This is a genomic window from Pseudomonas sp. RL_5y_Pfl2_73 (assembly GCF_963970515.1).
GTDB lineage: Bacteria > Pseudomonadota > Gammaproteobacteria > Pseudomonadales > Pseudomonadaceae > Aquipseudomonas.
The window spans coordinates 1-19,840 of sequence record NZ_CAXAPD010000041.1 but is presented as its reverse complement, the minus strand read 5'-3'; the positions used below and the strand labels follow the sequence as shown (position 1 = coordinate 19,840).

The window sequence follows — 19,840 nt, the reverse complement described above, 5'->3', positions numbered from 1 at the left end:
CCTTCTGAAACCACCGTGACCCGAGTCCTGACGATGAACACAGAATTTCGCAAACCGCTGCCCGGCACTTCGCTGGATTATTTCGACGTTCGCGAGGCCGTGGATGCCATTCGCCCCGGCGCCTACGACGGCCTGCCGTACACCTCCCGCGTGCTGGCGGAGAACCTGGTGCGGCGCTGCGACCCGGCCACGCTGGGCGAGTCGCTGCTGCAACTGATCGAGCGCAAGCGCGACCTGGACTTCCCGTGGTTCCCGGCCCGCGTGGTGTGCCATGACATTCTCGGCCAGACCGCGCTGGTGGACCTGGCTGGCCTGCGCGACGCCATCGCCTTGCAGGGCGGTGACCCGGCGCAGGTCAACCCGGTGGTGCCAACCCAACTGATCGTCGACCACTCCCTGGCGGTAGAAAGCGGTGGGTCCGATCCCCAGGCCTTCGCCAAGAACCGCGCTATCGAAGACCGGCGTAACGAAGACCGTTTCCACTTCATCAACTGGACCAAGAAGGCCTTCAAGAACGTCGACGTGATTCCGCCGGGCAACGGGATCATGCACCAGATCAACCTGGAAAAAATGTCCCCGGTGATCCAACAGCGTGACGGCGTGGCGTTCCCCGACACCTGCGTGGGCACCGACAGCCACACGCCCCACGTCGATGCCCTGGGCGTGATCGCCATAGGCGTCGGTGGCCTGGAAGCTGAAAGCGTCATGCTCGGCCGCGCCTCGTGGATGCGCCTGCCGGAAATCATCGGCGTCGAGCTGACCGGCAAGCTGCAACCGGGCATCACCGCCACCGACATGGTGCTGGCGCTGACCGAGTTCCTGCGCAAGCAAAAAGTTGTCGGTGCCTGGCTGGAGTTTTTCGGCGAAGGCGCCAGTGCCCTGACCTTGGGCGACCGCGCGACCATTTCCAACATGGCCCCGGAGTACGGTGCCACGGCGGCGATGTTCTACATCGACCAGCAAACCATCGATTACCTGAAACTCACCGGTCGCGAAGACGACCAAGTGCGACTGGTCGAGACTTACGCCAAACAGGCCGGCCTGTGGGCCGACAAGCTCAAGGGCGCGCAATACGAGCGGGGTCTGACCTTCGACCTGTCGTCTGTGGTGCGCAACATGGCCGGTCCCAGCAACCCGCACGCCCGTGTCGCGGTGTCGGATCTGGCTGCCAAAGGCATTTCCGGGCAGTGGGACGATGTGCCCGGGCAAATGCCCGACGGTGCGGTGATCATCGCCGCCATCACCAGTTGCACCAACACCAGCAACCCGCGCAACGTGATCGCCGCCGGTCTGCTGGCGCGCAACGCCAACCGCCTGGGCCTAGTCCGCAAGCCGTGGGTCAAGTCGTCCCTGGCGCCGGGTTCGAAAACCGTGGCGCTGTACCTGGATGAAGCGGGCCTGACGTCCGAGCTTGAGACGCTGGGCTTCGGCGTGGTGGCGTTCGCCTGCACCACCTGCAACGGCATGTCCGGCGCGCTGGACCCGGTGATCCAACAGGAAATCATCGACCGCGACCTGTACGCCACCGCCGTGTTGTCGGGTAACCGCAACTTCGACGGGCGTATCCATCCGTACGCCAAGCAGGCGTTCCTCGCCTCGCCACCGCTGGTGGTCGCTTATGCCATCGCCGGGACCATCCGCTTCGACATCGAGAAGGATGTACTGGGCGTGGTGGACGGTCGGGAAATCCGCCTCAAGGACATCTGGCCGAGCGACGAAGAAATCGACGCGGTGGTCAAGGCCTCGGTGAAACCGGAGCAGTTCCGCCAGGTGTACATCCCGATGTTCGCCATCCAGGAAGACACCGGGCCGAAAGTGACGCCGCTGTACGACTGGCGCCCACAAAGCACCTACATCCGTCGTCCGCCGTATTGGGAAGGCGCGCTGGCCGGTGCGCGGCCGCTCAAGGGCATGCGCCCGCTGGCGGTGCTGCCGGACAACATCACCACCGATCACCTGTCGCCGTCCAACGCCATCATGCTGGACAGCGCCGCGGGTGAATACCTGGCGAAAATGGGCCTGCCGGAAGAAGACTTCAACTCCTATGCGACTCACCGCGGTGACCACCTGACCGCGCAACGTGCCACCTTTGCCAACCCGAAACTGTTCAACGAAATGGTCCAGGAAAACGGCAAGGTCAAGCAGGGCTCCCTGGCCCGGGTCGAGCCCGAAGGCAAGGTCATGCGCATGTGGGAAGCCATCGAGACCTACATGGAGCGCAAGCAGCCGCTGATCATCATTGCCGGCGCCGACTACGGCCAGGGTTCGTCCCGGGACTGGGCGGCCAAGGGCGTGCGCCTGGCCGGTGTCGAGGCGATCGCTGCCGAAGGTTTCGAGCGCATCCACCGCACCAACCTGGTGGGCATGGGCGTGTTGCCGCTGGAGTTCAAGCCCGGCACCGATCGCAAGACCCTGGGCATCGACGGCAGCGAAATCTATGACGTGATCGGCGAGCGCACCCCGCGTGCGACGCTGACGTTGGTCATCACTCGCAAGAACGGCGAGCGCGTCGAAGTGCCAGTGACCTGCCGCCTCGATACCGCTGAAGAAGTGTCGATCTATGAAGCCGGGGGCGTGCTGCAACGCTTTGCCCAGGATTTCCTTGAATCGGCGGTTGCCGTCTAAATCACAACTGCGGACACCCGGCGTGTCCGCTTGAGGAGCATCATGGCTCACGCACCGCAAATCAAAATTCCCGCTACCTACATGCGTGGTGGCACCAGCAAAGGCGTGTTCTTCAGCCTGCAAGACCTGCCCGAAGCGGCCCGCGTCCCAGGCGCTGTCCGGGATGCCTTGCTGCTGCGGGTGATCGGCAGCCCCGACCCGTACGAGAAACAGATCGATGGCATGGGCGGCGCGACGTCCAGCACCAGCAAGACCGTGATCCTGTCCAAGAGCCCCCGGGCCGACCACGATGTCGATTATCTGTTCGGCCAGGTGTCCATCGACAAGCCGTTCGTGGACTGGAGTGGCAACTGCGGCAACCTGTCGGCGGCGGTCGGTTCATTCGCTATCAGCAGTGGTTTGGTTGACGCCGGTCGCATTCCACAAAACGGCGTGGCCGTGGTGCGGATCTGGCAGGCCAACATCGGCAAGACCATCATCGCCCATGTGCCGATCACCGACGGCGCGGTTCAGGAAACCGGTGACTTCGAACTCGACGGCGTGACCTTTCCGGCGGCCGAAGTGCAATTGGAATTCATGGACCCGGCGGCAGAAGAAGAGGGCGTTGGTGGCTCGATGTTTCCCACCGGCAATCTGGTGGACGATTTGCAAGTGCCAGGCGTTGGCACCTTCAAGGCGACGCTGATCAACGCCGGGATCCCGACGATTTTCATCAATGCCCGGGACGTCGGCTACACCGGCACCGAATTGCAGGGCGCCATCAACGGTGACCCCAAGGCGTTGGCCATGTTCGAAACCATCCGCGCCCATGGCGCCTTGCGCATGGGCTTGATCAAGCACCTGGACGAATCCGCCCAGCGCCAGCACACCCCGAAAGTGGCGTTCGTCGCGCCGCCGGCGGACTACGTTTCATCCAGCGGAAAAGCCGTCGCGGCCGGGGACGTTGACCTGTTGGTACGGGCGCTGTCCATGGGCAAGCTGCACCACGCCATGATGGGCACCGCAGCGGTGGCCATCGGCACCGCCGCGGCGATTTCCGGCACTGTGGTCAACCTCGCGGCCGGCGGCATCGAGCGCAACGCCGTGCGTTTCGGCCACCCCTCCGGCACCCTGCGCGTCGGCGCCGAGGCCAGCCAGGTCAACGGCGAATGGACCGTGAAAAAAGCCATCATGAGCCGTAGCGCGCGGGTGTTGATGGAAGGGTTTGTGCGGGTGCCGGGGGATGTTTTCTAACTCGATGCTTCAGGAACAATACAAAACCTGTGGGAGCGAGCCTGCTCGCGATGGCGGTGTATCAGTCGACGCCAATGTTGAATGTGCCGACCTCATCGCGAGCAGGCTCGCTCCCACAGGTTGATCGTATTTCTTCCGTCAGTCTGCCGTCAGTGCGGTGACCACCAGTCCTACATTGCTTTCCAACTCCGCCACCGGATCGGTCCCATCGGTGCCCAACACCAGCAACCGGCTACCTCCCTCTGTGATGGCTGCCTTCAGCGCATCCGAAGGCTGGCGATGATGCAGCACCAGCGCCACGTCATTGTCTTTCAACGTTGTGCTCAACTGCTTGAGGGCTTCACCTGTCCATTCGGCGTCGGGCCGGGCATCGGTGCTGATTGCGTCCAGATTGAGCCCGCTGATCAGGTAGCCGAAATGCTCGCTCAGGCTGACCACGCTCAGGTTATCGGCGCTGGCGAGGCGTTTTTCGCTGTCGGCACTGAGTTTGAGCAGGCGCTGCTTGAGGGCCGCGAGGTTGGCGTCGATCTTCGGTTTGTCCGCCGGGGTCAGGCGTACCAGATCGGCGGCGATCACGTCGGCCATGCGCCCCAGGTTATGGCTGGCCATCCACGGCTGGCTCGCCAGGCCGTCGGCCTTGCCCGGTTGCACGGCGATACCGGGCAGGGCGCCGTCCACCGGGCGCGCGGCATCGACTTCGACGATGCGGATATTGCTGCGTCGCGCCATGGGGTACAGCGGATCGTCCGGCCATAGCGAGCGCAGGCCGATCACCCCGTCAGCATCGCTGGCCAGTTTGCTCAAGGCCGGTGCGCCACGGCCGCTGAAGTAGGCACTTTGCCGGGTGCCTGGCAGATTGACGGGCGCCGCCCGCTCCAGGCTGACCTCGGTGCCCTTGAGCAAGGCCTCGCCCAATCCGTAGGTGACCGGCAACGATGCCAGCAGCCGGACCTTTTCGCTGGCAAATGATGAGGTGACGGCCACGCCGCACAACGCCACGGCCAGGGTCAGTTGTCGCAATGAAAAAACCATTTATCCAAGATTCCCTTTGAGGCTGGGGACGACACCGCGGGCGATGGCGCTCAGGGCGAAGGCGATGCCGGCCACCAGGATGATCGCAGCGCCTGACGGGATCGGCAGGTCGAACACGATCGGCGCGAGAATCCCGCACAAGGTGCTGGCGGTGGCGATCAGCACTGAACACCAGAAAAAGCCTTTCAATGATTGGCTGAGCAGGCGCGCCGCCGCCGCCGGAATCACCAGCAACGCACCCACCAGAATGGCGCCAATGACTTTTACCGCCGCCACGGTGATCAGCGTCACCAGCACCACGAACAAGTAGTCCAGGGTCTTGACCGCCACCCCGCGCACCGCCGCCAGTTGCGGGTTGAAGCTGGCGAGCATGATGCGGTTGTACAGCGGCAAGGCCAGGGCCATTACCAGCGAGCCGACCACCGCCAGCACCAGCAGGTCATTGCCATTGACCGTCAGCACCGAACCAAACAGTACGTTCTCCAGGATGTGCACGTTGATCTTGCCCGCCAGGATCAACAGCAGGCTGGCGCCCAGGGCCAGGGACACCGACAGGAAGACGCCGATCAGCGTGTCGGGCGCCAGGCCAGTGCGGTTGCGCAGGTAATTGAGCAGGATGCCGAACAACAGGCAGTAGCCGAACAGGCTGCCGTAAGGCCCGGTGTAGGGTTCGCCGAGCAGGATGCCGATGGCCACGCCAGTCAGCGCCGCATGGCCCACCGCCTCGGAGAAAAACGCGAAGCGCTTGACCACCACCAGCGTGCCGAGGCCGCCCAGCACAGGGCCGATCAACAACCCGGCCAGCAACGCATTGACCACGAACCCATAGGCCAGCGCTTCGGGCAGGTAACCGGCCGAAGCCCAGCCCTGGACCATCAAACGAAAGGCTTCATAGCTCATCAGGCAGCGCTCCCGTTCGTGCGCGGATGGGTGGAGAACAGCGTCAGCAGGCGTTCTGGCGTCAGGGTTTGGCGGGGCGGACCGTCGAACAGCACCCCGCGGTTCAGGCCGGTGACACGGTCGGCCAAGCGCCCGACGGCTTCCAGGTCATGTTCGATCCAGAGCACGGTGATTCCTGCTCGGCGCCAGTGCTGCAGCAACCGTTCGAACACCTGGATGCCGGCCTCGTCCAGGGCCGACATCGGTTCATCCAGCACGAGCAGTTGCGGCGAGGGAATCAACCCCTGGGCCAGCAACACGCGTTGGCGCTCACCGCCGGACAGCGCACCCATGCGCCGTTTGCGCTTGTCCTCCATGCCGACCCGTTCCAGGGCCTGACCAATGGCGCCAGCGTATTGCTTGCTCAAACCGAGAAAGGCCGGCCGCCGCTGACACATCGCCGCCATGAAATCCTCCACCGTCATGGGCAAGCCTCGGTCGAACTCCAGCGCTTGGGGCACGTAGCCGATCACACCGGGCTCGCCTGGCCATTGCAGGCTCAGACGTCCCTGGTGCGGCATCTGCCCGAGCAAGGTCTTGATCAGCGAGCTCTTGCCGCCGCCATTGGGGCCCACCAAGGCATGGATGCTGCCGGGCTCCACATGAAATGCCACGTTGTCGAGAATGGTGGTGCGGCCCAGGTTCAGGCTGACGTCGGCGAACTCAATCAAGGGGCCGACGCGGTGCAGGGTGAGGGTTTCCTGGACGGTCATGCGCCAGCCTCCTGGATTGCCCGGACCACGGTGTCGAGGTTACCGGCCATTTCCTTTTCGTACTTCTCGGGGCTGTAGGCGCCGTAGGAAATGTGCGAGAGCGGGTACAGCTTCACACCCGATTCACGCTGAATGGTGTCGACGTAGGTGGACGGGAAATCCATTTCCGAGAAGATCACCTTTACGTCGAGCTCGCGCAGTTGGTCGATGGTTTTCTTCAACTGGCTGGGGCTCGGTTCGATACCGTGGGCCGGCTCGACCACGGCGGTCACCTCCAGGCCGAATTCGCGCAACAGGTAGTCGTAGGCGGCATGCACCGTGGCGACCCGCAACTCGGCATTGGGGGCCTGGGTCAGCTTCGCCAGGGCGGCGGCTCGCATCTGCCGCAAGCGCTTGCCATAGGCGCGGGCGTTCTGGGTGTAGGCCTTGGCATTGTCCGGGTCGAGCTTGCCCAACTCCCGGGCGATGTTATTGACCTGGGCAATGGAAGCGCTGATGGACAGGAAGGTGTGTGGGTTCACGACCTTGCCCGCGCCACGGGCCGCCGTGCCGGTGGCGGCTAGCAGGGGCACGTTTTCATTGGCCTCGATCACTTTCATGTTCGGGGTTTCGCTGGCGGCGATCATGCGGTCGGCGAAGTCGTCGTGGCCCACACCGTTGAGCACGATCACGTCGAGACCGCTGATGCGCTTGATGTCCTCGGCCCGTGGTTCATAGGCATGGGGGTTGAAACCGGCCGGGATCAACGGCACGACCTCGGCCTTGTCGCCGACGATGTTGGTCACATAGCTGTAATAAGGGTGCAGGGTAATGCCGATGCGCAGGCGCTTGGCTGTTACGGCGTACGCCTGCGAGGTAAACAGGCAGGCCAGCAGGCCGATCAACAGTAGGCGCCGCAAGGGGCGGCGGGGGGATGCAATAGGCATGGGCAAACGGTCTTCTCTCGAATGAAGGCGTGGGGTCAGTGTCGGTGCTGGCGGGTTACGCCGGCATCGAATTGCGCGACGATCTGTTGCCAGCCAGCGGCGGACAAAGCAGCGTCGTCCAGCGCAGCAGGTGTCGCGAGGCCATTGCGGCGGTTGAGCCAGATGTCCGGCGCGGCGTCGGTTGCTTCGCCGATGCGCATCAGAAACGAACCGGCCACGGAAGAATTGGCACTGACGCCGAAGTAGGCCTGGTCCTGCAGTTGTTGCCAGGTGTGGCCGCCCCGGCTGACGGAGCTGGCGTCCTGGGCGAACGGCGCGAAGCCTTCTTCGGCCAGGGTTTTCGGGCCGGGCAGGGTGGGTTGGTCTTCGCGCAGCAAGCGGATTTCATCCAGGGTCACCCGCAGGTCGGCGTAGATGCCTTGCTCGGCGGCGCTGAGGTCGCGGCGGGCGTCGAGTTGGTTCGAGGCCAGCTGAGGGGGGGCTTCGGCTTTGCCATGCCAGGCCACCACAGACCCGGCGACCAGTACGATGAGCAGACACAGCAGTAACACATACAGGGTTTCATGGCCCGCGCCAGCGGGGCGGATGACTTGAGTTGTGGTGTTGGTCATGGGGCCTCGATGTCGGCTTGGTCGATTTCCACAACGTGGCCGGGGCCGGCGTCGAAGAGCACGTAGAACTCAGCGTCCGGCTTCTTGAAGGTCAGCTTCGAGTCGGCACCGAGCTTGCCCGGGACGAGGATGGTCTCGTCATAGCCGATCACGTCCAGGGTCACTCCGGGCGCGCCGCTGCCGTCGGAAAAACCGCCGGTGCATTGGATCTGCTCGGCGTCGATGGCTTTGCATTCGCACAATGGGTTGTGAGCCAAGGCGCTGGTGCTTGCACCTGCGCAGAACAGCAATGCCAGGCCGTTGGATAAAGTGCGCAAGGTCATGGTTTGGGTCCTTGGTTCTTCAGCCAGGCGACGGTGGCCGGGGAGGCCTGGCTCAGGGGAATGGAGGCCTGATGCATCGAACCGTCCCAACCCTCGAGGGTTATCCACAGTTCGGCATCGGGATGGGTCTTTGGCGGGACCGGCAACACGGCGCCCATGCGATAGGGGGAGCCGAAGAAAATCACCCCGGCGGCCCTTAGGCTGCGAGGTTTGCCGACGCGCAGGTAGGTGGCCTTGACCTGACCGATACAGCGTTCGCACAGGGCCGCGTTGAAATGCTTCATGGGGCCGGCAGGCCCTTGGACGCGTGGGGCTTCGTTGCGAAATTCCGCCAGGCGCAGACTCCAGGGTCCGACCTGGACTTCACCGACTTCCCGCTCGCCAAGCCCGGTGTCCCCGCGGAACAGCGCGGCTTCGGATAAATATTTGGGCATGAACCCCAGGGGGATCAGCAGTAACAGCACGTTGAGGTGAAAGCGCCATTTACGCCAGAACGGGCTCAGGCGTGACGGTGATGAAGCGGCATTGGACGGATTCACAGGTAGCCCTCCGACGACTCACGGTGGACCGACGGCTGCAATGCCTGCGCGATGCGGGGTTCACGGGAGGGTTTCTGACTACGCTTGAGGGCATTGGCGGTGGCCAGGGCCGTGCGTTTGGTCCAGATCAGCAGCCCGCTGAGCACCATCAAGCTCAGGACCAAGCCGAAGAAAAACCAGATGAGCTTGATCCACAGGCCGCCGAAGTCGCCGGTGTGCAACGGGCGCATGGATTCGGTGACAAATTCCAGCGTCGTGCGGTCGGACAGCAGCCGCGAGGCGGCCACGTCACCGTTATAGGGATTGATGGTGGCGGTCTGGAACATCAGCGGATACCAACCACGGCCGCCGACTTCCAGATGGCTGTAGGCATTGCCGGGCAGGCTGATGAAACTTGCTTCCAATCCCGGGATGCGTTGCTGGGCGATTTCGATGGCTCGGTCCAGGTTCAACTGCGGGGGCGGCAGGCCGTCGACGGACAATGGCACGTTTTCACGGGCCACCACCGGGATGACCGGTTCGCTGGAAATGGAGATCTGGTTGTCGCCCAGCAAGGCCTGAATCAGGAACCAGGTGCCGGTAACGGAGATGACCGCGATGAACCAGATCGACCAGATCCCGCTGAGCCGGTGGAAATCACCCCAGAAAATCCGCGCGCCATGGCGAATTCGCAGGGTCGGACGGAAGAAGCCTTTCCAGAAACGCTTGTAGACCACCAGCCCGGTCACCAGGGATGCGAGCAACGGCAGGCCCAGGAACGACACCAGGTACCAGCCCCAGCTGTAGCCATTGGTGAACGGCACCAGCCACCAGCCATGCAGGGCGCGGGTGAAGGCCTGGAAGTTGAATGTCGGCGCCGAGCCTTGGATGACGCCGCTGTACGGGTTGACGTAGACCGTGTCGGGGCGTCCGTCAGGGTAGGTCACGCCGACTTCCAGGGCAAAGTGCGACTCGTCCGGGCGAATGATGCTTTGCACCTGGGTTTGCGGCTGGTTCTGCTTGATCGCGCTGATGATCTGGTCGTAGCTGAGCAGGGCGGCATCGTCCGAAGGCTTGCTGGCGCGCATCTCAGGGTTGACGAGCCAGACAATCTCCTGGCTGACCACCGCCAGGGTGCCAGTGACGCAAACGATGAGCACGAAAAACCAGACGGGCAATGCCAGCCAGCTATGGACCAGGAACCAGAGTTTGGAGCGGGATTTCTTCGACATGATTGAACGTCTTGATTCGATGAAAGGTTCGGTATTACGGGCTTCGCAATACCTTGAACCGCAAAAAGCAGACGGTGGCTTTTGCCGACGCGGCCTACTGCATCTAATTAAGACGAACGAGCGATCGCAATCCTGAAGAGGAAGATGAAAGAAAATGTTTCGCGTGGTCGGAGCTGCCTAAGGCTGCGATCTTTTGATCTTTTGATCTTTCGCTTGAGGCTCAAGTGTCAGGGGAAAGATCGCAGCCTCGTTGCACTCGACAGCTCCTACGGGGCGTAACCCCGCGGGAGCAAGGGCAAATCAGCCTTGCTGTTGAAGCATTTCCCTGGCCCGTTGTTCGATCTGTTCCTGGCTCAAATCCTCCTTGTGCGTTGCCAGGAACCACAGATGCCCATAGGGATCTTTCAAGGTGCCGGTGCGATCGCCGTAGAACTGGTCCTTGACCTCGGAAATCAACGTGCCACCGGCAGCGATGGCCTGGGCAAATGCGCTGTCCACGTCCTCGACATATAAATGCAGGCCGACCGATGGCGATTGGTCCGGGTTGCTCAGCGGGCCTTGGTCGCAAGGCGTACCGAGCATGATCGGAAAACCGTTGATCCGCAGTTCGGCATGCCCGATGCGGCCGTCGGGCATGGCCAGGCGCATGACCTCGGTGGCATTGAAGGCTTTTTTGTAGAAGTCGATGGCTTCGGCAGCTTTTTGAATGCCCAGGTAGGGCGTGATGTTATGGAAACCTTCGGGAATGGCTTTGACGCCCATGACGGTTCTCCTTGTTGTTATGGGAGGCGAAGAGAGTCTTCGTCGGTTTACGCCCACCCACTATAGGTCAGCCGCCGTGGACGGGGTCATGTTCCGACGAACGCTTCACGGCTGCTCCAACAGGTGAGCCCCTGGCCCGTGTTTGCCCAGCACATCGCCCTGATTGCGCAGCGGGCAAGCGTCCATCGACAGGCATCCGCAGCCGATGCAGCCGGTGAGTCGATCGCGCAGCGCCATCAATTGGTTGATGCGCTCGTCCAGGTCCCGGCTCCACTGCGCCGACAAGGTCTGCCAGTCGGCGGCCGTTGGCGCACGGTTGTCCGGCAGGTTTTTCAACGCTTCGCCGATTTCCGCCAAGGGAATGCCCAGGCGCTGGGCAACCTTGATCAGCGCCACACGGCGCAACACTGTCCGTGAGTAACGACGTTGGTTGCCCGGGTTGCGTGTGCTTTTGATCAGCCCCTTGGATTCATAAAAGTGCAAGGCCGTGACCGCCACGCCGCTGCGGGCGGCTACTTGGCCGACGGTGAGTTCCTTGTGGACATCGATCTGCGTCACCGCTCAATTCTCTGCTTGACCTAGAGTTAACTTTAGGTTTTACCCTGCCTGCGTTCGGATCGCAAGATCCGCCTTACGTGCAGAGGGGACCTTTCATGCAATTACCAAGGAACAATCGCAGTTTCACCCAGTTGATGGAGTTCGATATCGAGCCTCAATGGCAACAGGCGCTGGTAACGGCCTTGTCGGAGCAGACCGAGCGCCTGGCTCGGGACCACCGGGGGTTCCTGAGTGCCAGTATCCAGGCCAGCGAGGATGGTCGGCGCGTACTCAACTATCTGCAGTGGCAAACCCGCGAGGCAGGCGAGGCGGCGCTTCGAAGTTTCGAAAGTGGCGAGCAGAATTTCTGGCGGCTGATCCAGGCTCATCGAGCCAAAGCTGTGACGTTTGGCTCGTTCCAAGTGCTGCGCAACATCGAACGCAGCCTGGACAACGCGCTGCATTGCCAGTTGGTCGACTGAATGCAGCGGCTGATCCACAAAGGCAATAGCCACTATTGAGAGGGTTGATTTCTGCCGTGCAGGGCTGGTGGGTAGCCTTTGTTCATCGCCCAACTCCAGAACGCCGGACACTCGTCATGAACCGTACCCTTGCTGTTTTGCTGCTGTTGACCGCCACCCTCCTGAGCGGCTGCGCCAGTTCCTCCCCGGAGCTGCGCCCTTACACGGCCGATGAGACCCGCGAGCTGGCCCTTGAAGCCTTGAATCGTCGAGGCCTCTCGTTTGATGAGTACCACGCGAAAAAAGCCGAGTTGCTCGGTTCGTCGCAGAAAAATGTGGGTTTCGACGATCAGGGCCAAATGAGCGCCGAGCAGGTCGTGCCGCAACCTGGCCGGTCAAGCTGAGGGACTGTACCGCTTAAAGTTTCGCCCAACTGTCCGTGGGTTTGCGCCAAGGCGTGGGGTAGGGTCATGGCTTGACTGACCGCCCTGATGGACTGACTTGAAATGACCCTTTCGCTTGACCTGCTGCTGGGCTTCGCCCTGTTTGCCCTGGTGACCTCGATCACGCCTGGACCTAACAACACCATGTTGTTGGCCTCGGGTGTCAATTTCGGTTTCAACCGCACCATTCCTCACATGCTGGGTATTACCTGCGGCTTCTTTTTCCTGGTGCTGGCGGTGGGTCTTGGCCTGGGCGCGGTGTTTCAGACTTATCCACTGCTCTATACCGCGCTGCGCTACATCGGCGCGGCGTACCTGTTGTACCTGGCGTGGAAAATAGCCCACTCCGGTCCGGTTTCGGAAAGTCAGGCGGGAGACAATACGCCGATCAGCTACTGGGGGGCGGCAGCGTTCCAATGGGTCAATCCCAAGGCCTGGATCATGGCCATCGGTGCCATCAGTACATACACGCCACTCCAGGGTTATTTCTTCAACGTGTTGGTGATTGCGGCGGTGTTTGCTCTGATCAACCTGCCCAGCGTGAGCCTGTGGGTGGTGTGCGGCAGCCTGTTGCGCAACCTGTTGCGTGATCGTCGTTGGTTGCGTGTGTTCAACTGGGGCATGGCACTGTTGTTGGTCGCTTCGCTGTATCCGTTGTTGCTCGAAAGCATCAGTTGAGGGCTGAGCTTCGCCGCGATGCCTGCTAAGCTCGCTGTTCAGGAGCGTTCCTACGCACTTTTAAACGAAGTCCGACTTCTTTAAGGTCTTTGATCAGGTATTGCTAGTCTCGAATCCAACGAGGGCGCCTGATCCCGGAGCAGGCTCTGCGAGTTTCCTATGAATAAACGTCCTTTGTATTTTGACTACGCCGCCACCACACCGGTGGATGAGCGGGTCATCCGGGTCATGGTCGAATGTCTGGGCTTTGACGGCAATTTTGGCAACCCGGCTTCCAGCGCCCATGCCTTCGGCCAGGAGGCCCGGCGCTCGGTGGAGTGCGCCCGCCAGCAGGTGGCGCAATTGGTGGGGGCTCAGCCCGAACAGATCGTCTGGACGTCCGGCGCCACCGAATCCAATAACCTGGCCCTCAAAGGGGTGGCCCAAGGGCGCAGAGGTTCCGCCGGCCATGTCATCACCAGCCTGATCGAACACAAGGCGATTCTCGACACGGCGCGCCAGCTCGAAGAGAGCGGCGTCGCGGTGACCTGGCTGGCACCCGACGCCGAGGGCCTGATCAGCCCGCAAGCGGTTCGCGAGGCGTTGTGCGAAGACACGTTCCTGGTATCGCTAATGCTGGTGAACAACGAGTTGGGCACCGTCAACGACGTCATCGCCATCGGCGATATCGTTCGTGAGCACGGTGCGCTGTTTCATGTGGACGCAGCCCAGGGCGCCGGTAAGGTACAGATCGACCTGTCTCGTTGGCCGGTGGACCTGATGTCTTTTTCCGCGCATAAGATCTATGGCCCCAAGGGCATCGGTGCGCTCTACGTCGGCGACCGTGCTCGGCCACGGCTGTCGGCGCAGATTCACGGCGGTGGGCATGAAGGCGGTTTGCGCTCCGGAACCCTGGCGACCCATCAGATCGCAGCCATGGGCGCGGCATTCGAACTGGCAGCCGGGGTATTCGACGAAGAACTCGCTAAGATTGCCCGGTTGCGCAATCGTTTGCTTGAACCGCTGCTGGCCTTGCCCGGTGTGCGTCTAAACGGCAGTGCGAGCCACCGGATTCCCCACACGCTGAGCCTGACGTTCAGCGAAGGTGAGTTCAACCCGGCGACGTTGGGCGCATCGATTGCATTTTCCGCGACCTCGGCCTGCAATTCGGCACAGAACACTCCGTCCCACGTGCTGCTGGCCCTGGGGCACGATGCGCGTGCAGCCGGCCGGACCATTCGCTTGAGCCTGGGCCGCTTTACCACTGAGCAAGATATCGACAAGGCGGTGCAGCTGATCCAGGCGGCGTGCGCGACTGCGCCAGCGTTCTGGGCCACGCTCCCATAAACCGTCTTCGGCATCGAACAACAATATCAATGAGCAGGAGAAACAATGAGCACCGAGCCTTTGCCTCATGGACTGGTTCCCCAGCGCCTGGCCCAAATCCGCCAACTGATGAGCCGAGAGGGCATTCATGCGCTGTTGGTACCATCGGCCGACCCGCATCTGTCTGAATACCTGCCAGGCTATTGGCAGGGACGGCAATGGCTGTCGGGGTTCCACGGCTCGGTGGGGACCTTGATCGTGACCGACAGTTTCGCCGGCGTCTGGGCCGACAGCCGTTATTGGGAGCAGGCCACCAAGGAGCTGAAGGGCAGTGGTATCGAGCTGGTCAAGCTCATTCCCGGCCAGCCTGGGCCCTTGGACTGGCTGGCGGAACAAACGCCTGAGAGTGGAGTGGTCGCCGTTGACGGTGCGGTCATGGCCGTGGCATCGGCTCGCACCCTGGGCGGCAAGCTTGCGGAGCGCGGTGCGCGGTTGCGTACCGACATCGATCTGCTCAAGGCGGTCTGGAGCGATCGCCCAAGCTTGCCGGATCAGCCGGTCTACGCCCATTTGCCTCCCCAGGCGACCGTCAGCCGGGTCGAGAAACTCGCCAAAGTGCGTGAATCCCTCAAGGAGCGTGGTGTCGACTGGCATTTCATCGCCACGCTGGATGACATCGCCTGGTTGTTCAACCTGCGCGGCGCGGATGTGTCGTTCAACCCTGTGTTCGTCTCCTTTGCCTTGATCGGCCAGCAACAGGCAACGCTGTTCGTGGCCCTGGATAAGGTTGACGCATCGTTGCGCGCCGTTCTTGAACAGGACGGTGTGACCCTGCGCGATTACAGCGAAGCCGCCGCCGCGTTGAGTGAAGTGCCGAGTGGTGCGAGCCTGCAGATCGATCCGGCGCGGGTGACGGTCGGCTTACTGGATAACCTGGGCAGCGGCGTGAAGCGGGTCGAAGGGCTCAATCCAACGACGCTGGCCAAGTCCCGCAAAAGCCTGGCCGACGCCAAGCACATCCGTCGGGCCATGGAGCAGGATGGCGCGGCGCTCTGTGAGTTCTTCGCCTGGTTGGAAGGGGCCTGGGGGCGCGAGCGCATCACCGAGTTGACCATCGACGAGCACCTGACTGCCGCCCGCACGCGCCGGCCGGACTTCGTCTCCCTGAGCTTCAACACCATCGCCGCGTTCAACGCCAACGGTGCGATGCCTCATTACCACGCCACGAAAGAAGCCCATGCGGTCATCGAAGGTGATGGTCTGTTGCTGATCGATTCCGGCGGCCAGTACTTGGGTGGCACCACCGACATCACTCGCATGGTGCCGGTCGGCACACCCACCGCTGAGCAGAAACTTGATTGCACGCGGGTGCTCAAGGGTGTGATTGCCCTGTCCCGGGCCAAATTCCCGCGGGGCATTCTTTCGCCCTTGCTGGATGCCATCGCTCGTGCGCCGATCTGGGCGGAGCTGGTGGATTACGGCCACGGCACCGGCCATGGCGTCGGCTATTTCCTCAATGTCCATGAAGGCCCGCAGGTGATTGCCTATCAAGCTGCTGCGGCGCCGCAAACGGCGATGCAGGTTGGTATGATCACCTCCATCGAACCGGGCACTTATCGTCCAGGTCGCTGGGGGGTGCGCATCGAGAACCTGGTGTTGAACCGTGAAGCCGGAAGCAGCGAGTTTGGCGAGTTCCTTGAGTTCGAAACCCTAACGCTGTGCCCGATCGACACCCGTTGCCTTGAACCTTCGCTGCTGACCCAGGACGAAAAAGACTGGTTCAACGCCTACCACGCCGAGGTTCAGCGTCGCTTGAGCCCGTTGCTGGACGGTGATGCGCTGCAATGGCTCAACACGCGAACGATGGCGATTTGAAGTAAAGGATCAGGCGAGGGCTTCACGGACGAAGTCCAGTCGATCCTGGCCGAAGAACAACTCGTTGCCGACAAACATGCTCGGGGCGCCGAACACGCCCCGTGCGATGGCTTCTTCAGTGGCGGTCTTGAGTGTTTGCTTGACCTGCTCGTCGTTCATCAGGGTCAGCACATAGTCAGCATCGAAACCGCCCTCGTTCAGGACCGCTGCGACAGTCGTCGGGTCATTGAGGGGGAGGCCGTCCACCCAAAAGGCGCGGAACAGGCAATCGACGAAGGCCTCGAAGCGTTCAGGTTGGCGCAATTGCATGCCAGTCACCGCACGCATCAGTGGGAGTGTATTGATGGGGAAATGTGGATTGAACTTGAAGGCAACGCCGTAGCGCTTGGCGAAGCGATGCAGATCCTTGAACAGGTAAGGGTTCTTGGCCGGCACTGTCGCCGGTGATGCATTGCCGGTTGCCTTGAAGACGCCGCCCAATAACATCGGACGATAGATCAGTTGGCTGTTTGTCTGCGTACACAGCGTTGGCAACTGGGTGTAGGCAAGGTACGTGGTCGGGCTGCCGAGATCGAAGTAAAACTCCACCGATTTGCTCATGGTATCTGCTCTCTTGTTGTTGTGAGGGGAGGGTTTACCAGCGCTCGCTCCAGGGCCGAAGGTCCAGTTCGAAGGTCCAGGCGTCGCGGGGTTGACGGTGCAAGTACCAGTAACTGTCGGCGATGTGTTCAGGGTTCAGGATGCCGTCCTGATCCTTGGTGGCATATTTTTCCGGGAAATTATCGCGGATGAAGTCGGTGTCGATGGCGCCGTCCACCACCACATGGGCCACGTGAATGTTCAGCGGCCCTAGTTCGCGGGCCATGCTCTGGGCCAGTGCGCGGATGCCATGCTTGGCGCCTGCGAATGCGGCGAACCCCGAAGCACCGCGTAATCCCGCCGTTGCCCCGGTAAACAGGATCGTCCCGCGCTGGCGCTTGACCATGCGCTTGGCGACTTCCCGTGCATTGAGAAAGCCTGAGAAGCAGGCCATTTCCCAGATCTTGAAATACTTGCGTGCGGTTTCTTCGAGGATGCTACAGGGGACGTTGGCGCCGATGTTGAATACAAAGGCTTCGATGGGGCCGATCTGGTTCTCGATTTGCTCGATGAGTGCGATCACGTCGTCTTCTTTACGCGCATCACAGGCAAACCCGTGGGCGTCGCCGCCTTGGGCGCGGATTCCAGCCACCAAGGGCTCGAGTTTGTCGGCGCTGCGACGGGTAACGCAGGCAATAAAACCTTCCTGTGCAAAGCGTTTGGCAATCGCTCCGCCGGTGGAATCGCCCGCGCCAACGACCAGTACGACCTTCTTGTTCTTCATGGTTAGCCTCATTGGTAAACGATCGTTAACTAAACGGACGTTATGCTAAGGTTCGGCGAGCGTCAAGGTGAGCAATCAGGGGCAGGACCATGCGTTATTCAGCCAATCACAAAATGGAAACCCGGGAGAAACTGCTCGCTAGCAGTGCCGTCTCCGCCAAGAAGTCGGGTTTCTCCACGGTCGGTGTCGATGGCTTGATGAAAGCGATCGGGTTGAGCGGCGGCGCGTTTTATAGCCACTTCTCATCGAAGGATGAGCTTTTCAAGGCCATTGTTGAGCGGGAGTTGGCCCAAAGTCTGGATCGTCTGAGCGGAGACGGTGCCATGGACTCAATGAAGCTGGAGCGCTGCCTTAAGCAGTACTTGAGCATGAGCCACGTTGAGCAGCCCGAAGCTGGGTGTGCGTTGTCGGTGCTGGGTGCCGAGATCGCGCGATCGGATGTCCAAGTGAGGGAGACGGCGCAAGCGTGGATCTGTCGTTTGCACGAAAGCTGGGCGCAGATATTGGGGAGTGACAGTTTGGCCTGGGCCATGCTGTCTCAATGCGTGGGAGCATTGGTTGTTGCACGAATGCTGGTCACGCCGCAGGTCCAGCGTGACGTCCTCAGGTCCAGCCATGAGGAAATTAGGCGCCGAATGGCCGAGCAAGGGCTCGACTGACGTGGCCTATTTACAAATGACGATCATACTGCGGCTGGTATAGCCAGCGGGATTGAGCCCGAAGAGATAATCCCCGGGCTCCTCGACGGCGTCGCCGGACTTGGCAATGACCTTGTAACCCTTGGGAGCACATGAGTTGGCGGCTCTGGCGGCGCACTGCCCCCAGGATGAGGACAGGCCGGAGCAGTTGATGTGCAGGCCTTTTTTGCCGCGCTTGACTTCTGTTTTCGATGTTGCCGCACAGCCCGCTATTATTAGTACGGCGATCAGTATCAAAATTCGTTTCATTCCCGTCCTTATAATCGTCGTGGATCTTGTGTCCGCGTACGATTGTGTTCGCTCTTGCTTGAAGCGTTCATGACATCCTGTATGAAAAAATCCATGTCTGACATTGGGTTACCGATCTAAACATGGCCTAAATGCGTGGTAAATACCAGACCTTCGTTAAATCCTGCTTCAATCTGCCGCGACGGCAGGCTTCGCGGTGTTGGTCATGGTCAGCGTTGCGCCGACCGACGCGAGGATGATGCAGGTAATGGCTAACCACTGGGCCAAGGACAAGTACTCCTGTAGAAAGACCAACCCCGACAGGGCCGCGACTGCTGGTTCGACGCTCATCAGGGTGCCGAAAGTGCGGGCTGGCATTCGGGTTAGGGAGATCATTTCCAGGGTGTAGGGCAGGGCCGTAGATAGAATGGCGACGCCGATGGCGATTGGAATCAGACTCGGTGTGAGCAGTGCGGCGCCCGCGTGCACGATACCAATCGGTGCGACGAACAGGGCGGCGATCATCACTCCCAATGCGGCGGTTTGCACACCATTGTCCGCGCCAGCCTTCTGGCCGAACAGGATGTACAGCGCCCAGCAGAAACCTGCGCCCAGCGCATAGCCGGCTCCAAGCAGGTCAATACCGGCATTGGTCGCTCCGGTTGGTATAAGCAGAAGCAGGCCAGCGACTGCCAGGGCGATCCAGAGAAAGTCTATCGCCCGGCGTGAGGCGTAAATGGCGACTGCCAGCGGCCCGGTGAACTCCAATGCCACGGCAATACCCAGTGGAACGGTGCGAACTGACATATAGAAGAGAAAGTTCATGCCCCCCAATGCCATTCCATAAACGATCACGGTGCGCAGGGATTGGGTGGTGAGCTTGGCGCGCCAGGGGCGTAGCAATATCAGCATGATGAGGCTGGCAAAAATAAGTCGCAGCGTCGTAGTGCCCTGTGCCCCGACTACCGGGAACATGCTTTTGGCAAGGGAGGCTCCTGATTGGATGGAGGCCATGGCTATTAATAGCAGGGCAACCGGGTACAGGGTGGAGGCCAGGTTGCGTTGTGAAGGGGGCGTCATTACGAAGTGTCGTCCAGAAATAAGGCGGGAGGCTGTATTGAGCAGTATATTGCGCATATGCAGCGATTCCGTCTATATGCCGGGCAGATTTAAGTGTCTTGTCGGGTTATGGATAGAAAAATCAAATTAAGGATTGACGGCAGATTCTGGAAGTCTATAATTCGCCCCACTTCCGGCGCAGTCGAAACGGAAAACTCCTTGAGATTCAATGAGTTAAGTAGGTTTCGAAAGTGTTGGGCTTCAGGTCATCGAAGTCCG

22 protein-coding genes are annotated in these 19,840 nt (G+C 61.3%); 8 read left to right on the top strand and 14 right to left on the bottom strand.

Annotated elements, in window-relative coordinates; all coding sequences use genetic code 11:
* Positions 1 to 33 precede the first annotated feature (33 nt).
* On the top strand, positions 34 to 2,625 hold the full coding sequence (acnD, locus tag AACY42_RS26045; protein WP_339483283.1) for a Fe/S-dependent 2-methylisocitrate dehydratase AcnD: 2,592 nt from the start codon (positions 34 to 36) through the stop codon (positions 2,623 to 2,625).
* A gap of 42 nt (positions 2,626 to 2,667) precedes the next feature.
* Positions 2,668 to 3,858: a 2-methylaconitate cis-trans isomerase PrpF gene (prpF, locus tag AACY42_RS26040; RefSeq protein WP_339483282.1), complete on the top strand. Its 1,191-nt coding sequence runs from the start codon at positions 2,668 to 2,670 to the stop codon at positions 3,856 to 3,858.
* 138 nt (positions 3,859 to 3,996) lie between these two features.
* Here the strand turns inward: prpF and AACY42_RS26035 are convergent, their stop codons facing one another.
* The 10 genes from AACY42_RS26035 to soxR form a co-directional block, all read right to left on the bottom strand.
* Positions 3,997 to 4,890: a metal ABC transporter solute-binding protein, Zn/Mn family gene (locus AACY42_RS26035; protein ID WP_339483281.1), complete on the bottom strand. Its 894-nt coding sequence runs from the start codon at positions 4,888 to 4,890 to the stop codon at positions 3,997 to 3,999.
* Positions 4,891 to 5,790 carry a metal ABC transporter permease gene (locus tag AACY42_RS26030; RefSeq protein ID WP_339483280.1) on the bottom strand — a complete coding sequence of 300 codons (900 nt, stop codon included), beginning with the start codon at positions 5,788 to 5,790 and terminating at the stop codon, positions 4,891 to 4,893.
* On the bottom strand, positions 5,790 to 6,542 hold the full coding sequence (locus AACY42_RS26025; protein WP_339483279.1) for a metal ABC transporter ATP-binding protein: 753 nt from the start codon (positions 6,540 to 6,542) through the stop codon (positions 5,790 to 5,792). Before AACY42_RS26025 ends, AACY42_RS26030 begins: the two co-directional genes overlap by 1 nt.
* Positions 6,539 to 7,468, bottom strand: a complete 930-nt coding sequence (locus tag AACY42_RS26020; RefSeq protein ID WP_339483277.1) for a metal ABC transporter solute-binding protein, Zn/Mn family — start codon at positions 7,466 to 7,468, stop codon at positions 6,539 to 6,541. Before AACY42_RS26020 ends, AACY42_RS26025 begins: the two co-directional genes overlap by 4 nt.
* Before the next feature lie 35 nt (positions 7,469 to 7,503).
* Positions 7,504 to 8,079, bottom strand: a complete 576-nt coding sequence (locus tag AACY42_RS26015) for a DUF6162 family protein (protein WP_339483275.1) — start codon at positions 8,077 to 8,079, stop codon at positions 7,504 to 7,506.
* Positions 8,076 to 8,402 carry a hypothetical protein gene (locus tag AACY42_RS26010; protein WP_339483274.1) on the bottom strand — a complete coding sequence of 109 codons (327 nt, stop codon included), beginning with the start codon at positions 8,400 to 8,402 and terminating at the stop codon, positions 8,076 to 8,078. The genes AACY42_RS26015 and AACY42_RS26010 overlap by 4 nt, the downstream gene beginning before the upstream one ends.
* Positions 8,399 to 8,941, bottom strand: coding sequence for a thiamine pyrophosphate-binding protein (locus tag AACY42_RS26005; RefSeq protein WP_339483273.1), 543 nt, complete (start codon positions 8,939 to 8,941; stop codon positions 8,399 to 8,401). Before AACY42_RS26005 ends, AACY42_RS26010 begins: the two co-directional genes overlap by 4 nt.
* Positions 8,938 to 10,152, bottom strand: a complete 1,215-nt coding sequence (locus tag AACY42_RS26000) for a PepSY-associated TM helix domain-containing protein (RefSeq protein WP_339483272.1) — start codon at positions 10,150 to 10,152, stop codon at positions 8,938 to 8,940. The genes AACY42_RS26005 and AACY42_RS26000 overlap by 4 nt, the downstream gene beginning before the upstream one ends.
* Before the next feature lie 300 nt (positions 10,153 to 10,452).
* Positions 10,453 to 10,914: a VOC family protein gene (locus tag AACY42_RS25995; RefSeq protein ID WP_339483271.1), complete on the bottom strand. Its 462-nt coding sequence runs from the start codon at positions 10,912 to 10,914 to the stop codon at positions 10,453 to 10,455.
* A 105-nt stretch (positions 10,915 to 11,019) separates the two neighbouring features.
* Positions 11,020 to 11,472: a redox-sensitive transcriptional activator SoxR gene (soxR, locus tag AACY42_RS25990; RefSeq protein ID WP_339483270.1), complete on the bottom strand. Its 453-nt coding sequence runs from the start codon at positions 11,470 to 11,472 to the stop codon at positions 11,020 to 11,022.
* Between the two features lie 95 nt (positions 11,473 to 11,567).
* Here soxR and AACY42_RS25985 point away from each other — a divergent pair, with 95 nt between their 5' ends.
* From AACY42_RS25985 to AACY42_RS25965, 5 genes are all read left to right on the top strand, one after another.
* Positions 11,568 to 11,933, top strand: coding sequence for an antibiotic biosynthesis monooxygenase (locus AACY42_RS25985; RefSeq protein WP_339483269.1), 366 nt, complete (start codon positions 11,568 to 11,570; stop codon positions 11,931 to 11,933).
* A 116-nt stretch (positions 11,934 to 12,049) separates the two neighbouring features.
* Positions 12,050 to 12,316, top strand: a complete 267-nt coding sequence (locus AACY42_RS25980; protein WP_339483267.1) for a hypothetical protein — start codon at positions 12,050 to 12,052, stop codon at positions 12,314 to 12,316.
* A 102-nt stretch (positions 12,317 to 12,418) separates the two neighbouring features.
* Positions 12,419 to 13,033, top strand: coding sequence for a LysE family translocator (locus tag AACY42_RS25975; RefSeq protein WP_339483266.1), 615 nt, complete (start codon positions 12,419 to 12,421; stop codon positions 13,031 to 13,033).
* Between the two features lie 159 nt (positions 13,034 to 13,192).
* On the top strand, positions 13,193 to 14,359 hold the full coding sequence (locus AACY42_RS25970) for a cysteine desulfurase family protein (protein ID WP_339483264.1): 1,167 nt from the start codon (positions 13,193 to 13,195) through the stop codon (positions 14,357 to 14,359).
* A gap of 45 nt (positions 14,360 to 14,404) precedes the next feature.
* Positions 14,405 to 16,213 carry an aminopeptidase P family protein gene (locus tag AACY42_RS25965; RefSeq protein WP_339483262.1) on the top strand — a complete coding sequence of 603 codons (1,809 nt, stop codon included), beginning with the start codon at positions 14,405 to 14,407 and terminating at the stop codon, positions 16,211 to 16,213.
* Positions 16,214 to 16,222: 9 nt separating this feature from the next.
* On the opposite strand, the gene AACY42_RS25960 is transcribed toward AACY42_RS25965, so the two are convergent.
* Positions 16,223 to 16,813 (bottom strand): 2-hydroxychromene-2-carboxylate isomerase, encoded by a 591-nt coding sequence (locus AACY42_RS25960; RefSeq protein ID WP_339483261.1) that lies wholly within the window; start codon positions 16,811 to 16,813, stop codon positions 16,223 to 16,225.
* A gap of 34 nt (positions 16,814 to 16,847) precedes the next feature.
* Positions 16,848 to 17,576 carry an SDR family oxidoreductase gene (locus AACY42_RS25955; RefSeq protein ID WP_339483260.1) on the bottom strand — a complete coding sequence of 243 codons (729 nt, stop codon included), beginning with the start codon at positions 17,574 to 17,576 and terminating at the stop codon, positions 16,848 to 16,850.
* 89 nt (positions 17,577 to 17,665) lie between these two features.
* Here AACY42_RS25955 and AACY42_RS25950 point away from each other — a divergent pair, with 89 nt between their 5' ends.
* Complete coding sequence (locus AACY42_RS25950) at positions 17,666 to 18,235, top strand: TetR/AcrR family transcriptional regulator (RefSeq protein WP_339483259.1); 570 nt, start codon at positions 17,666 to 17,668, stop codon at positions 18,233 to 18,235.
* 6 nt (positions 18,236 to 18,241) lie between these two features.
* Here the strand turns inward: AACY42_RS25950 and AACY42_RS25945 are convergent, their stop codons facing one another.
* On the bottom strand, positions 18,242 to 18,523 hold the full coding sequence (locus AACY42_RS25945) for a hypothetical protein (protein WP_339483258.1): 282 nt from the start codon (positions 18,521 to 18,523) through the stop codon (positions 18,242 to 18,244).
* A 168-nt stretch (positions 18,524 to 18,691) separates the two neighbouring features.
* Entirely contained in the window at positions 18,692 to 19,582 is an 891-nt protein-coding gene (gene rhtA / locus AACY42_RS25940) for a threonine/homoserine exporter RhtA (RefSeq protein ID WP_339483306.1), read from the bottom strand.
* Positions 19,583 to 19,840 lie beyond the last annotated feature (258 nt).

Excerpts from the sequence above, each read along its gene's own strand:
- acnD (WP_339483283.1), top strand. The coding sequence starts at position 34 with ATGAACACAGAATTTCGCAAACCGCTGCCCGGCACTTCGCTGGATTAT.
- prpF (WP_339483282.1), top strand. The coding sequence starts at position 2,668 with ATGGCTCACGCACCGCAAATCAAAATTCCCGCTACCTACATGCGTGGT.
- AACY42_RS26035 (WP_339483281.1), bottom strand. The coding sequence starts at position 4,890 with ATGGTTTTTTCATTGCGACAACTGACCCTGGCCGTGGCGTTGTGCGGC.
- AACY42_RS26030 (WP_339483280.1), bottom strand. The coding sequence starts at position 5,790 with ATGAGCTATGAAGCCTTTCGTTTGATGGTCCAGGGCTGGGCTTCGGCC.
- AACY42_RS26025 (WP_339483279.1), bottom strand. The coding sequence starts at position 6,542 with ATGACCGTCCAGGAAACCCTCACCCTGCACCGCGTCGGCCCCTTGATT.
- AACY42_RS26020 (WP_339483277.1), bottom strand. The coding sequence starts at position 7,468 with ATGCCTATTGCATCCCCCCGCCGCCCCTTGCGGCGCCTACTGTTGATC.
- AACY42_RS26015 (WP_339483275.1), bottom strand. The coding sequence starts at position 8,079 with ATGACCAACACCACAACTCAAGTCATCCGCCCCGCTGGCGCGGGCCAT.
- AACY42_RS26010 (WP_339483274.1), bottom strand. The coding sequence starts at position 8,402 with ATGACCTTGCGCACTTTATCCAACGGCCTGGCATTGCTGTTCTGCGCA.
- AACY42_RS26000 (WP_339483272.1), bottom strand. The coding sequence starts at position 10,152 with ATGTCGAAGAAATCCCGCTCCAAACTCTGGTTCCTGGTCCATAGCTGG.
- AACY42_RS25995 (WP_339483271.1), bottom strand. The coding sequence starts at position 10,914 with ATGGGCGTCAAAGCCATTCCCGAAGGTTTCCATAACATCACGCCCTAC.
- AACY42_RS25985 (WP_339483269.1), top strand. The coding sequence starts at position 11,568 with ATGCAATTACCAAGGAACAATCGCAGTTTCACCCAGTTGATGGAGTTC.
- AACY42_RS25980 (WP_339483267.1), top strand. The coding sequence starts at position 12,050 with ATGAACCGTACCCTTGCTGTTTTGCTGCTGTTGACCGCCACCCTCCTG.
- AACY42_RS25975 (WP_339483266.1), top strand. The coding sequence starts at position 12,419 with ATGACCCTTTCGCTTGACCTGCTGCTGGGCTTCGCCCTGTTTGCCCTG.
- AACY42_RS25970 (WP_339483264.1), top strand. The coding sequence starts at position 13,193 with ATGAATAAACGTCCTTTGTATTTTGACTACGCCGCCACCACACCGGTG.
- AACY42_RS25965 (WP_339483262.1), top strand. The coding sequence starts at position 14,405 with ATGAGCACCGAGCCTTTGCCTCATGGACTGGTTCCCCAGCGCCTGGCC.
- AACY42_RS25960 (WP_339483261.1), bottom strand. The coding sequence starts at position 16,813 with ATGAGCAAATCGGTGGAGTTTTACTTCGATCTCGGCAGCCCGACCACG.
- AACY42_RS25955 (WP_339483260.1), bottom strand. The coding sequence starts at position 17,576 with ATGAAGAACAAGAAGGTCGTACTGGTCGTTGGCGCGGGCGATTCCACC.
- AACY42_RS25950 (WP_339483259.1), top strand. The coding sequence starts at position 17,666 with ATGCGTTATTCAGCCAATCACAAAATGGAAACCCGGGAGAAACTGCTC.
- AACY42_RS25945 (WP_339483258.1), bottom strand. The coding sequence starts at position 18,523 with ATGAAACGAATTTTGATACTGATCGCCGTACTAATAATAGCGGGCTGT.
- rhtA (WP_339483306.1), bottom strand. The coding sequence starts at position 19,582 with ATGACGCCCCCTTCACAACGCAACCTGGCCTCCACCCTGTACCCGGTT.